The 13,220-nt window shown below is 60.2% G+C and carries 11 protein-coding genes and 1 pseudogene; 5 read left to right on the top strand and 7 right to left on the bottom strand.

The features are described 5' to 3' along the window. The 4 genes from D1159_RS02205 to D1159_RS02190 all read left to right on the top strand — a co-directional run bounded on the left by D1159_RS02205 (position 1) and on the right by D1159_RS02190 (position 5,565). Positions 1 to 696, top strand: coding sequence for a CvpA family protein (locus tag D1159_RS02205; protein WP_161844049.1), 696 nt, complete (start codon positions 1 to 3; stop codon positions 694 to 696). A 27-nt stretch (positions 697 to 723) separates the two neighbouring features. Continuing rightward, positions 724 to 1,263: a CDP-alcohol phosphatidyltransferase family protein gene (locus tag D1159_RS02200; RefSeq protein ID WP_161844048.1), complete on the top strand. Its 540-nt coding sequence runs from the start codon at positions 724 to 726 to the stop codon at positions 1,261 to 1,263. 151 nt (positions 1,264 to 1,414) lie between these two features. Further along, the gene (locus D1159_RS02195) at positions 1,415 to 3,958 is read left to right on the top strand and encodes an ATP-dependent Clp protease ATP-binding subunit (RefSeq protein WP_161844047.1); all 2,544 of its coding nucleotides are present in this window, start codon (positions 1,415 to 1,417) and stop codon (positions 3,956 to 3,958) included. A gap of 233 nt (positions 3,959 to 4,191) precedes the next feature. Further along, entirely contained in the window at positions 4,192 to 5,565 is a 1,374-nt protein-coding gene (locus tag D1159_RS02190) for an alanine/glycine:cation symporter family protein (protein WP_161844046.1), read from the top strand. Positions 5,566 to 5,803: 238 nt separating this feature from the next. Here D1159_RS02190 and D1159_RS02185 read toward each other — a convergent pair whose 3' ends face one another. From D1159_RS02185 to D1159_RS02165, 5 genes are all read right to left on the bottom strand, one after another. Then, on the bottom strand, positions 5,804 to 6,808 hold the full coding sequence (locus tag D1159_RS02185) for a M28 family peptidase (protein ID WP_161844045.1): 1,005 nt from the start codon (positions 6,806 to 6,808) through the stop codon (positions 5,804 to 5,806). Next, entirely contained in the window at positions 6,777 to 7,628 is an 852-nt protein-coding gene (locus D1159_RS19965) for a M28 family peptidase (protein ID WP_161844044.1), read from the bottom strand. The genes D1159_RS02185 and D1159_RS19965 overlap by 32 nt, the downstream gene beginning before the upstream one ends. 126 nt (positions 7,629 to 7,754) lie before the next feature. Then, positions 7,755 to 8,294, bottom strand: a complete 540-nt coding sequence (locus D1159_RS02175; RefSeq protein ID WP_161844043.1) for a hypothetical protein — start codon at positions 8,292 to 8,294, stop codon at positions 7,755 to 7,757. A gap of 341 nt (positions 8,295 to 8,635) precedes the next feature. Then, positions 8,636 to 9,238, bottom strand: coding sequence for a recombinase family protein (locus D1159_RS02170; RefSeq protein ID WP_161844100.1), 603 nt, complete (start codon positions 9,236 to 9,238; stop codon positions 8,636 to 8,638). 131 nt (positions 9,239 to 9,369) lie between these two features. Next, positions 9,370 to 10,275, bottom strand: coding sequence for a Sir2 silent information regulator family NAD-dependent deacetylase (locus tag D1159_RS02165; RefSeq protein ID WP_347563623.1), 906 nt, complete (start codon positions 10,273 to 10,275; stop codon positions 9,370 to 9,372). A 470-nt stretch (positions 10,276 to 10,745) separates the two neighbouring features. Between D1159_RS02165 and D1159_RS02160 the strand changes: the two are divergent. Further along, positions 10,746 to 11,025, top strand: a pseudogene (locus tag D1159_RS02160) (winged helix-turn-helix transcriptional regulator). Positions 11,026 to 11,087: 62 nt separating this feature from the next. On the opposite strand, the gene rlmD reads toward D1159_RS02160, so the two are convergent. Beyond that, a complete protein-coding gene (gene rlmD, locus D1159_RS02155) occupies positions 11,088 to 12,431 on the bottom strand; it encodes a 23S rRNA (uracil(1939)-C(5))-methyltransferase RlmD (RefSeq protein WP_161844042.1) in 1,344 nt (447 codons plus the stop codon). Then, entirely contained in the window at positions 12,416 to 13,216 is an 801-nt protein-coding gene (locus tag D1159_RS02150; RefSeq protein ID WP_161844041.1) for a DUF3298 and DUF4163 domain-containing protein, read from the bottom strand. The genes rlmD and D1159_RS02150 overlap by 16 nt, the downstream gene beginning before the upstream one ends. Positions 13,217 to 13,220: the final 4 nt, after the last annotated feature.

The raw sequence follows: 13,220 nt of genomic DNA, 5'->3' as shown, positions 1-13,220 counted from the left end.
ATGTCTTATCTTCTGCTTGACGTTGTTGTGCTCGCCCTCCTTGCCCTCTTTGTATATCTGGGGGCGAAAAAGGGGCTGGTCCGCTCCCTGTGCGGCCTTCTGGCCGTTCTGGTGGCCTTCGGCGGCGCCAGTCTCACCGCTAAGGCCCTGGCCCCGGCGGTAGGCCGGGCCCTAGAACCCAGACTCACCGCCGCCATTGAACAGCAGCTGGACCGCCAGATGGAACAGGCCGGCGGCTCTCTGGAGGGGGCTTTGGACGACCTGCCTCTCCAGGATGTGCTGGATCTGCTGCGGGACATGGGCTTTTATGAGGAACTGATCGACACGGTAGACCGGGCGGTGGACAGCGGCCTCACTCAGGCCGCCGCCAGCGCCGCCGCCCAGGCCGCGGCCGCCATTGCCCAAGCCCTGGCCTTCCGCCTGATCTTTGCCGCCGCCTTTGCGGTGCTGCTGGCGGTGTGGGCGGTGATCAGCCGCTCTCTCAATCTGGTGGCCCGCCTGCCGGGGCTGCACACCCTCAATCAGCTGGGGGGCGCCCTCATTGGCCTGGTCAAAGGGGGGCTCCTTCTCTTCCTGGCGGGCTGGCTGCTGTCCATGGGGGCGCTTATCCCCGCTGAGGTGGTGCAGCAGACCTATCTGCTCCAGTTTTTTATGACCAATACGCCCCTGTCCCTGCTGGGCGGCGCAGTGATCTAGTTGGCCCCTTCCGTTTAGGAGGTATTTATGAATATTCCCAATCTCCTCTCCCTCTTCCGGCTCGTTCTGGTTCCAGTTTTCGCCATCGTCTTCTTTCACCCCCACCCCAACGCCCACTACTGGGCGGTTGCCATCTATACCCTTGCGTTCCTCACCGACATCGCCGACGGCTGGATCGCCCGGCACTTTCATCAGATCACCCGCCTGGGCCGCGTTCTGGACCCCCTGGCCGATAAGCTGATGACCTTTACCGTCATCATCTGCATCGCCGCAGCCCAGATTATCCCCATGTGGGCCGTGGCAGTCTTCTTTCTGAAGGAAGCGGCCATGGGCATCGGCGCCCTTACCCTGTACCGCAGGGCAGCGGATATCATCTCCGCCAACTGGCTGGGCAAGGCGTCCACCGGCGTATTCTTTGTGGTCTGTGCGGCGCTGGTCCTCTTCCCCAACATCCCCCGGCACTGGGCCACCGCGCTGATCTCCTTCGCTTTGCTGCTGACGGTGGCGGCATTCATCGGATATCTGCTGCAATACCTGGCTTTCATGGGAAAAGGTCCCGGCCAGTGACCGCTTTCCTTCCGCACATTCATACGCAGTTCATAATTTCACTTTAGAATCTTGTAACCGGGAGGGTTTCTCCCCTCTCACGGTGGATCGCCTTTCCGTTCCCGCACCCAGGCTGTTTTGCCGGGATCCACCCAAAAAGGAGTTGACAACAATGCAGCCGACACTCTGTTCCAGATGTCATAAAAATGTCGCCGTGGTCTTTATCCAAAAGCTGGAGGACGGCGTTTCCAAAACGGAGGGGCTCTGCCTCAAGTGCGCCAAGGAAATTGGCATCCAGCCGCTTCAGGACATGATGCAGAAAATGGGCATCACAGATGAGGATCTGGAGGGGCTGACCAATGAGATGATGACCGCCATGGGCACCCCCGAGGGGCTGGAGGGGCTCATTCCCTCCGACAGCGCCCAGGAGGAGGACGAGGAGGAGGGGAAAACCGCCACCTTCCCCTTCCTAAACAAGCTCTTTGGCTCCGCCCAGGGCGGCGAGCCTGCCGCCCCCTCCGGGGAGCCCTCTGCCCGCCCCAGCCGGGAGGAGAAAAGCGCCAAAAACGAGCGGCCGGGCAAGCGCAAATTTTTGGAGAACTACTGCATTTCCCTGAGCCAGCGGGCCGCTGAGGGCAAGCTGGATCGGATCATCGGCCGGGAGCAGGAGATCCTGCGCACCATCCAGATCCTCAACCGCCGTCAGAAGAACAACCCCTGCCTCATCGGCGAGCCCGGCGTGGGCAAGACCGCCATTGCCGAGGGGCTGGCCCAGCGCATCCATGCCGGCGACGTGCCCTATAAGCTCCAGGACAAGGAGGTCTATCTGCTGGACCTGACCGCCCTGGTGGCCGGCACCCAATTCCGCGGCCAGTTTGAAAGCCGCATGAAGGGCCTGATTGAGGAGATCAAGCGGCTGGGCAATATTATTTTAGTCATCGACGAGGTCCACAATATTGTGGGCGCCGGAGACGCCGAGGGCTCCATGAACGCCGCCAATATTTTAAAGCCCGCGCTCTCCCGGGGGGAGATCCAGGTCATCGGCGCTACCACCCTCACTGAGTACCGCAAGCACATTGAGAAGGACACCGCTCTGGAGCGCCGCTTCCAGCCCGTCATCGTGGAGGAGCCCTCCATTGAGGACGCGGTAAAGATCATCGAGGGCATCGCCTCCTATTATGAGAAGTATCACTTTGTCTCGGTCTCCCCTGAGATGTGCCGTCTGGCCGTCACCATGAGTGAACGGTATATCACCGACCGCTTCCTCCCCGACAAGGCCATCGATCTTATCGACGAGGCCTGTTCCGACGTCAACCTCCACAACCAGAACCTGGCCCGGGAGGCCCAGCTGCGCAAAGAGCTGGAGGATATCGCCCAGGAGCGGGATCATCTGGTGTCCGACACCAACGACCAGGAATACCGCCGCCAGAACGCCCTCAAGGCCAACGAGCAGCGGCAGGCCGACCTGCGCCGTCAGCTGGGCCGCCTCAAGGAGGAGTTCGCCGCCCTCTCCGCCGCCGGCGATCAGGAGGCGGGCCTGCGGGACAACGAGCGGGAGCAGGCCCGGGTCCAGCGGGATCTCTCTGCCCTGAACAAGGAGCACGTCTCCCTCTCCGCCCAGCAGGAGGGGAATCAGTACGAAAAGCTGGCCGCCATCAAGAGCCGGGAGCTCCAGCTCCAGGAGGAATTGGCCAAGCTGGAGGCCCAGAGCGCCCCGCCCCTCACCGCGGAGCACCTGGCCCGGGTGATTGAGCTGTGGACCAAAATCCCCGCCAGCCAGATCCAGGAGGCGGAGTACGAACGCCTGGCCCAGCTGGAGGGCCGCTTGAAAGAGCACCTCATCGGTCAGGACAACGCAGTGGCCGCTGTCTCCGCCGCCGTGCGCCGGGGCCGGGTGGGCATTGCCTCCAAGCGCAAGCCGGTCTCCTTTATCTTTGTAGGTTCCACCGGCGTGGGCAAGACCGAGCTGGTCAAGCAGCTGGCTCAGGACCTGTTCCACTCCCCCGAATCTCTCATCCGGCTGGATATGTCGGAATTTATGGAGAAATTCTCCGTCTCCCGGATCATCGGCTCTCCCCCGGGCTATGTGGGCTATGACGAGGCGGGCCAGCTCACCGAAAAGGTGCGGCGCAAGCCCTACTGCGTGGTCCTCTTCGACGAGATCGAGAAGGCCCATCCCGATGTGCTCAATATTCTGCTTCAGATCCTGGACGACGGCCACATTACCGACGCCCAGGGCCGCAACGTGAACTTTGAGAACACCGTGATTGTCATGACCTCCAACGCCGGCAGCGATACCAAATCCTCCGCCGGCAGCGTGGGCTTTGGCCGCACCGCTGGGGAGCAGGGCCGGGAGCGGGCCATGAAGGCGCTGGAGTCCTTCCTCCGGCCCGAGTTCATCAACCGGGTGGACGAGATCGTCTACTTCAACAAGCTCACGGAGGAGAACTTCAAGTCCATCGCCGGCATTATGTTGGGCGAGCTGCGGGATACGCTGAAGGAGAAGGACATCGCTTTCTCCTGGGACGAGGCCCTGCTGGACTACCTGGTGGAGAAATCCTACTCCATGACCTACGGCGCCCGCAACCTCCGCCGTCAGATCCAAAAGGATCTGGAGGACGCCATCGCCGTCAAGCTTATCGAGAGCTATCAGACTCCCCTCTCCCAGATCGAGGCCACCGCCAGCGACGGCAACGTCCAACTGCATACCCAATAAACCATCGGCCCCCAGAACCTTCTGTTCCGGGGGCCGTCAGCCTGTCGAAAATATATGTTTGACAGGCTGAGCGCAGTTTTCAGACCTTTTTGAAGGTCTGAAAACTGGTTTGCCTGGACGCGGAAGGGAACCCTGACGGTTCTCTTTCACACTACCCTTTTCTCCTTGGCCGCTGCCCTCCTCCGCATGAATCTCCCTCCCGGCGCATATGCCTGTACACAGGAGGGATGGACATGACTTTTCTGACTTGGCTGGGGGATGCCATCTGGAACCCCTGGCTATTGGGGCTCTTCCTGCTCACGGGGCTCTGGTACTCAATCCGCACTGGTTTCTTTCAGATCTTCGGAGCCCATGTGTGGCTGCGGGCCACCTTCGGCGCCCTCTTCTCCAAGGGGAAGCGCTCTGGCGGCGGCGGACTGACCCAGCTTCAGACACTCTCCACCGCCTTGGCCTCCACCATCGGTACCGGAAGCATCGCCGGTGTTGCCACCGCTATTTTTTACGGCGGACCAGGCGCGGTCTTCTGGATGTGGGTCTCCGCCCTGCTGGGCATGATGACCGGCTGTGCGGAAAAACTCCTGGCGGTACGCTACCGGGAGCGGGCCCCCGGCGGCGGCTGGCAAGGGGGCCCCATGTGCTATCTGGAGCGGGGACTGGGGCTGCGCTCCCTGGCAGTTCTCTTCTCCCTATGCTGTACCGCCGCCTCGCTGGGGGGCGGGAATCTGGTCCAGGCCAACTCCATCGCCACTGCCCTCCACGCCGCCTTCGGCTGGGATCCCCTCCTCATTGGAATCATTGTTGCCCTGTGCTGCGGCGGGGTCATTCTGGGGGGCATCGGACGCATCGGCAGGGTCAGCGAGGCTTTGGTCCCCTGCATGGCCCTCCTCTTTTTGGGCGGCGGGACGGTAGTGCTGTGGCGTCACGCCGCCGCCATCCCCGGTGCCCTGTGTGAGATTATCCGCGCCGCTTTCGTTCCCAAGGCGGCGGTGGGCGGCGGACTAGGCTACAGCGTGGCCGCCGCCATGCGCTACGGCGTGGCCCGGGGGGTGTTCACCAACGAGGCCGGGATGGGCTCCTCCGCCATGGCTCACGCCGCTTCCGATGTCACCGACCCCGCCGAAGAGGGGATGTGGGGCATTTTTGAGGTCTTCATCGCCACCATTGCCGTCTGCTCTGTCACCGCTCTGGTGATTCTCACCTCCGGGGTCTACCAGCCCGAGGCCGCCCTGGCCGCCATTCACAGCGGCAGCATTCCCGACGCCATGCTGGGCGCGCCGCTGTCCGCCGCCGCCTTTTCCACCGTACTGGGTCCCTTCGGCGGCGCCTTTGTCTCGGTGTGCCTCCTCCTCTTCGCCTTTACCTCCCTGCTGGGATGGAGCTACTACGGCGAACGGGGCCTGGCCTGTCTCACCGGAGGCAGGCGGGGCATTTTGCTCTACCGGTTTCTCTTCCTGCTCATGATTGTGGCAGGCAGCGTGGCGGATCTCTCCGCCGTCTGGCAGCTGGCGGATATCTTTAACGGCTTGATGGCCCTGCCTAACCTGGCCGCGCTCCTCCTGCTTACGCCGGAGGTGCTCCGGCTGCTCCGGCCATATACGCAGGGCTAGACGCCGCGTCCTCTTCCACTCCGGCGAGAAACGCTGAAACTGCCTGCCCCAGGCACGCCTGGTCCATCTGCACGCCTTTACAGGGCACAATGCAAAACATTACATCTTGAGTTCAACACATTCCGTGTTTCTCTCAAGGTAAATTGGCCCACAGGAGCAAGTGAGGGAGCTTAGGCCAGTTTCGTCCAGAAAAGAGCAGTTTTCAGAACCTCGAAGTTCCGAAAACTGCTCTCAGTCTCTATTGCAGCTGTGGAATTTCTCTCAGCGCTGGGATGGCATCCAACATATACTGGGTCAGCGCGCCTCCGTCAATGGCGTTATCGTTATTTCTGTCGTTGGACAGGATATAGCAGTAAGGCAGGCCGTCCCCCAGATAGGCCACAGCGCGCAGAAGCTCCGCGGCCGGATAGTGCTGGCGCTCATACCCGCTAAGTGACAGCTTGTGGGTGCCGTCAGAATAGGAAACGGACCAGTACACAGTCCCGTCCAGGGGGTCGGTGATCTCCTGCAACACGCCTAACTCGTAGTCCTCGTCCAACAGGTCCCGGACAGATACGTGCCTGCCGTCGGAGTCCTGATCAAATTCCGAATAAAAGCCGCTGCTGTACAGAGGGGCCTCCCGGTCCAGCAAAAATGCCTCCCCCAGCCGCTCCGGGAACGTCAGCCTCGGTATCAGCTCCTCCGCCCGATCCGGGTTCACTAGGAAGCTGGTATCCCGCACCATGTAGATCCGCCCGTCAACCTCAATGGGCAGCAGCATATCATCGGGCGGATTTACCGCCTCCACCTGGGCCTCCGCCTGCTTTGCCCTGCGCTTCGCTTCGCTCTCCTGGTATTCCCCCGCCTCCTCCGGCTCATAGTGAGGAACCAGGGCAGTATTCTGTATATACTGCACCAGCAGCGGCGCAACCTGGGAGAGAAAATCGGTGTCCACTTTGTCCGGCATATCAGATGGGCGGTGAATACTGGCATAGGCCGTCTGAGTGTCCAGATAGCTGGAAATGGTCACAGCGGGAATCCCATGCCGTTCAAAGCTGACGTGGTCGCTGTCCAAGGCTTCCGGGAGCGGAGCGCAGGAAATTGTGCCGTTTAAGCCGGAAATCAAGCTGTCTTGAAGCGTCTGGTTCTGTCCGGTTACACCGAGACGGCCATCTGGGGTCAGACCGATACTATCCAGATTAACCACATTGATTGTCTCATAGGGCAGCAAATCAACAATACCAGCGCTGCCCAGTTGGCCCATGTCTTCGCCGTTGAAGGCGACGAATATAATAATCGTAGTCCGCCTGATTTCCGCTCTGCGCCATCTGACGCATGACCTCCAGCATCAGGGCCGTGCCGGAGGCGTTGTCAAAGGCCCCAGGGTAGTACACGTCCCCATAGCCGCCCACATGGTCAAAATGGGCGGTGACAAGGAGGGCGTCCTTGCCGCTCCTTCCCGGCAGAACCCCCGCCACATTGTACAGCGTCTTCTCCTGCGTAACCGGCGCGCCCTTTAGAGTCAGCGCGCTGCACCCGGTTAGCTGCTCGAATACGGCGGGAGGACAGTGCAATACCGGCCGGTTCCCCCGCCGGATTCTGGCGGCGGCGGTGACAGATTGGAGTACATCTGCCCTGCTGTCCGGCATACTCCCGTCCGGGGAGAGAAAGATCTTATCTTCCAAATCCGGATCCGCCGGGTCAGCGGTCACTTCCCCTGAAAAGCCGCCGTCCAGGCCCAGATAGGGATAGAAGTCCGCGCCGGCATAGAAGGTTTTGCTGCTGCCGTCGGGAAAAACAGCGGTCAGGGTCTGCTCCTGCCTGTCCATGTCAAAGGCCGTCTGGTCATAGGGAACCAGCAGGGAGTCAAACCCCTGGAGGGGGTCCAGCCCCGCCTCCTCAAAGTCCCCCGCGACGTAGTCCTGGGCGGCATCGTTCCCCGCCGACCCAGGCAGCCGCCCCCAACACGCCTCGGAACAGAGGAACGTGAGATCCTGCTTCAGCTGACTGGCTGGCTCCCCTCCACAGGCGGAGAGCAGCAGGCCAAGCCCCGCGTCAATCAGGATTGCTATCTTTCGATTCATATTGCCCCCCTAAAACAAGCACGATATGAGACAGCAGCGCAGGCGCATACTAATTGCTCACTCTCATCCGTTTCTCTCTTTTCTTCGTTCGGCGCGGGCGTCCTCTGATACAGGTCTGTCCCTGACCTAAAGCTGCTCCAATACGCTGCCAATTCTGCCGAACAGCACAGCCCGCAGCGTCTTTTCATACTTCTGTGTATCCACATTCATGGTCCTAAACGACGCCTCATAGTTTGCCCACTCTATTACGTTTCCGCCCTGCCGTCCCAAGCCAGGGTGAACCGGGCCGGAATATGACGAGACTTGGACCATAGGCCCGGAGAGCGCCAGCGGCACCAGATTTTCGCCGCCCACAAAGACCTTATCGCCCTCCTCCAGAATCCCGTACTCGCACAGGTCATCCAGCAGGCTCCGGTATTCCTCCAGCGTCATGTTTTGGGGATCGTATTTCTCCGAAAGGGCGTTTTTCTGCTCTTCGGTCAGCTTCTGAGTGCCGCCGCTCTGTTTCAGCTGCTCCAGCCGTTCATTCATCTGGCCCGTCCCAAGTTCTCTCTGCTCCGAAACAGCTTTTCGGAATGCCTCCCTATGTTCCGCTTTTACGCCCATGCGCAGCCCCTGAAGAGAAAACCACTCCAGCGCGATAGGGCTTGATGAAATGTGATTCATAATCGCTCATCCTCCTTTGGCTGTTTTCTCTATTATACTGCAAAAATAATCTGTTTTTAATGTAGATATCATCTATAAACTATACGCAATTATTCCGCGTATTCCAATTTCGATTATCCGTCTTTCCAGAAGGCGCTCCATCCGCCGCTGTACCTTAGAACCTGTCTGAACCCCGGCGGAATGACCAAGTGCAAGAGATTTTTCCCTGACAAGCAGTTTTTTCAGAAATCCTGACGCATTTTTAAGAAAATAGGGTCGCTCCGCCTGTCGAAACGCCTGTTTCGACAGGCGGACTGCTTCTTAAGTATTCTGCTTTATCGAGCAGCTTTTATATTAGTTATTCAGTTAGAATGTTCAAATCGGACCGCTTTTGCGTAAAATGTTCCAACCGGCATCGCGCAGGCGTTTGCGGCCTGCTGAAGCGTCATTTTTTTACCCCGCCACGCTTTATGGACCTGGTAGAAGTTGTCCGGCAGCGGCGCCGGCGGCCTGCCGAATTTTACTCCCCGGGCCTTCGCCGCCGCGATCCCCTCTGCCTGCCGCTGCCGGATATTTACCCGCTCATTCTCCGCCACAAAGGACAGCACCTGCAAAACAATGTCACTGAGGAACGCCCCCATCAGATCCTTCCCCCGCCGGGTGTCCAGCAAGGGCATATCCAGCACCACAATATCCACCCCCTTCTCCTTCGTCAGAATCCGCCACTGTTCCAAAATCTCCCCATAATTGCGCCCCAGACGGTCGATGCTTTTCACATAGAGTACATCGTCCTTTTTCAGCTTCCGCAGCAGCCGCTTATACTGAGGCCGCTCAAAGTCCTTGCCGGACTGCTTGTCCATAAAGAGATTCTCCTCGGGGACCTCCACCGCTTTCAGGGCAATGCGCTGCCGGCCCTCGTTCTGCTCCCTGGTGCTGACCCGGATATAACCGTATGTATTTGATATAGCTGTCGTACCTCCTTCCTGCGGCGACTATATCATACACCAACGGTACCGGTCAGTTCTACAGTCTCCTGGAAACAACAACCGGCGGGGTGTCCAGCTTAGACGCCCCGCCGAAAAATCTTATCATTTTTTTACCGGCTGCCAGGTACTTTTTCTGCCGCTCCTATCTTCTCTATCACCTGTCTAATATCGCCATCAATACATATCGACCGGGACGCAATTTCCGGATGAGTAAATGCCTGGCCTTGATTGATACACACATAGATACTGTTGATATTTTCTAAGGTATACTTCCAGAAAGGATACTTGATAATCGCCGGGGTGTTGCCGCCCACTCCCAGCTCTAAAAACACCACCCGCGTTCCCCTGTGCCGCTGGAGAAAGTCCTGATACCGGGCCTGGGCCTGATACCAGCCCTCGTCCTGTACAAAGGTATCGTCGGACCGCAGGTTCATAGTCATAGGCCCGCCGCAGACAGGGCACTCAGGGATAAGCTCCGACGGGATTTTCATATCCCGCTGCCGGGCCGCCATGGCCCGTACCGTCTTCTCATTGTTGTAAGTTTTCTGATGGCAGGGCCGGGCGCACTGCCACAGGCCGTAATCTCCCTGGGTGTAGAACAGCCGCCCCTTGTCAAACCCCGCCAACTGAAACTGGTGGTCTACATTGGTGGTAAGAACGAAATAGTCCCGCCCCTCCACCAGCCTGCGCAGATCATCGTAGACCGGCCGCGGAGCCCGCTTGTACCGGTTCACCATAATGTGCCGGCTCCACCACGCCCAGTACTCCTCCGGCGATTCAAAGGGATAGAATCCCCCGGCGTACATGCCGGATATTCCATATTTTTCTTTAAAATCTTCAAAATAACGCTCAAACCGGGCTCCGGAGTAAGTCAGACCCGCCGAGGCGGACAGGCCCGCGCCCCCTCCAATCAAAATAGCCTCCGCCTCCCCCAGGGCCCGCTGCAGACGGTCCAGCTGCTCTCGTTCCCCCTGGTCCGGCGTTCCCATCATCTGCCTCATTTTCTTGGAAAACACACAAGTTCCCCCCTTCTGCCTGCTCCCATCTCACTGTACCGCAACGCCCCAAAGACTGCCCCGGATCGGAGCAGCCTTTCAGATTCCTGTTTTTACTTGCTCACCACGGAGATTCTCGCTCCAATGTGGTTCCCTCCAGTCAGTTCATCTGCTAAGGCCACCGCATAGCCGGCATACCTGATGACGCTCTCGCTCCTGCTGTTCAGGATCAGCTCTTCACCGCCCAGGCAGTATTCCCTGGCGCGCGTTCCCTCGGCCTGGAAATCTGTGGCGGGGCTGAGAGGTCCACTTCACGTCATCCCGCATCCGGAGATGGCGCAGCGCCTCACCGTGAGCCGCCGCAAGCGGCTTGAACGCATGGGGAAAATCCGGACCGTCCGCCACCGCGAGCGTGTGCTCCGGGTTGACATACAGACTCTCCGCACCACCCACAACCATCAGGCGGATTTCCGTATTGGACAGTATATCAGATGCTTTACTGCCTGAGGGATCTGCGGGATTGTCTTCGGCCTCCAGGCGCCAAAGGCATCCACCACTGCATCAAACTCCTTCAGAGCGGCGCCGTGAGCCAAAAAGTCCTCACTGCGCAGCTCCGTCAGATGGAGGATAGCGGCCTGCTCACCCGCCACTGTCTGCCCCGAAGTGCCGCCCCGGGTGGAGTACACCCTGACAGAGCTGGGATACAGCCTCAAGCCCATTTTGGATGCCATGCAGGCCTGGGGCGAGGGCTATCAGGCCAGACATACCTGAGGAATCCAAGAAAGGGGGCCCGGCGGGAATTGTTCCGCCGGGCCCTGATGGCATGGCCGTTTTCAGCGGCAAAGTAATGTTACTGTCTCCACATGAACAGTCCTCGGAAACAGATCGATTGCGACGGCTTTTTGGGCCTTATAGCCTTTTTGGGCAAAGCGGGCCAGATCTCTGGCCAATGTGGCGGGGTCGCAGGAGACATAGACCACCCGGCCAGGGAGCATCCCGGCCACGGTGTCCACCACATCCCCGCTGAGTCCCTTGCGGGGCGGATCCACACAGATGACATCAGGCCGCAGTCCCTCCGCCTCAAGGGCGCGGGCGGCCTCCCCCGCATCGGCGCAGAGGAACCGGGCGTTTTCGATCCCGTTGCGCAGTGCGTTCTGCCGCGCGTCCTCTACCGCCTGGGGAATGACCTCGGCGCCCACCACCTGTCTGGCAGCCCCCGCCATGGTCAGGCCGATGGTGCCAGTACCGCAGTACAGGTCCAGCAACGTCTCTGCCCCGGTGAGACCGGCGAATTCTGCCGCCCTGCGATAGAGCTTCTCCGTCTGATCCGGGTTGATCTGGTAAAAGGAGGGGACGGACAGCCGGAAGGTCAGGCCGCACAGGGTATCATCCAGAAAGTCCCTGCCCCACAGGGTCCGGTAGGATTCCCCCAGAATCACGTTATTCCTCTTTTCGTTGACACCCAGCACAATGCCGGCCAGGTCCGTCCCGGCGGAGCGGAGCGCCTCCACCAGCTCCCCCTCACGTGGGACCTTCTTCCCGTTGACCAGCAGGCAGAAGAGGGACTCCCCCCTCCGGTTGGTACGTACATAGACATGGCGGATCAGGCCCTGTCCTGTGCGCTCCTCATAGGCGGGGATGTCCCACCGCTCCATCCACACCTTGGCGGCGGCCCGCAGCTTCACCGCTCCCTCCCGCTGGAGCAGGCAGTCCGCCACGTCGGTAACACAGTGGGTTCCCTTTTGATAAAAACCAATCTTCGGGCCCGACGACACTGGGAATTGTCCCTTATTGCGGTAGCGCGTCTGGCACTCCGCCCCGACGATCTCAGGCACAGACAGCTCCAAACCGCCGATGCGCCGGATGGCGTCCTCCACCCGCTGACGCTTTGCCTCCAGCTCCTCGGCATAGGTCATGTGCCGGAACTGACAGCCTCCGCAGCGGCCGTAGTAGGGACAGTCCGGCGTCCGCCGGGCGGGGGAGGGCGTCTCCACCTCCACCATGTGGCCCCAGATGGCGCTGCGCCCCACCTTGTCCAAATAGACCTGGCAGGTCTCCCCTTTTAGCGCCCCCTGGACAAAGACAGCCGCTCCATCCAGCCGGGCCACTCCGGCGCCGTCACTGGCATAGCCCTCAATCACCAATCTCTGTATGGAATGTTCTAATCTGCGATCCATGGCACAAGGTACTCCTCTAAAGCGGAATAGGGGATGTCGATCTCAACGGGGGCGCCGGGCCCCAGCTCCCCGGACTGGAACCAGAACCGGAACCCTTCCGGCGTCAGCACAAAGTTTTCCGGCTGGAACAGGCCCTCCGCTGTATGCCGGTCCACTCCGCCGGCAAAGAGGGCCTGCATAGCCTCCGACTGAAGCACTGCCGCTCTGGCTTCACCGGCCGCAGCGGATGGGTCGGTGACACACTGGGTAAAGGTCAGCCGCTCCCCGGTGGTCAGGTCAAACTGCTCCCCCAGCCGGAAGACGTTGGGATGGGCCGCTCCCACCCGGTTGGCATAGAAGGTGCGGGAAAAGCTGATCACCTGCGGGGTTTCCAGGCTCACCTCAAAGGTCATCTCCTCAAAGACCGCCCCAAATTCCAGTCCGGCGGCCTGGCTCACCTCATAGTCCCCCAGAGCAGCCTGAAAAGCGCCCTCCGCCTCTTCCAGCAGCGCCTGTCCCTCCTGGGCGTACCAGCTGGATATTTCTTTCAGAGCAGGAACATGCTCCCCATCCGTAAAATCTGGCAGCGTATAATTTACAATCAGCACCGTGGTGCCGTCTTCCGCAGTAAAGGTCTTGCTAAATGTCTGGCTGGACAGCGCCGGGTCCGGCAGTTCCGGCGCTGGCGTAGGCGACGGGGCAGGTGCGGGGGTGGTCTCCGGCGCCGCAGACGGCTCCGGTCCGCCGCAGGCCCCCAGCCCCAAAGTCAGCCCGGCGGCAATCAGGATCGCTGCAAATTTCTTCATAGTG

It is taken from the genome of Pseudoflavonifractor sp. 524-17 (assembly GCF_009935845.1).
In the GTDB taxonomy this organism is placed as follows: Bacteria; Bacillota; Clostridia; order Oscillospirales; family Oscillospiraceae; genus Pseudoflavonifractor_A.
Note: the sequence above shows the minus strand (reverse complement) of the source record. Positions and strands in the feature narration are given on the sequence as shown.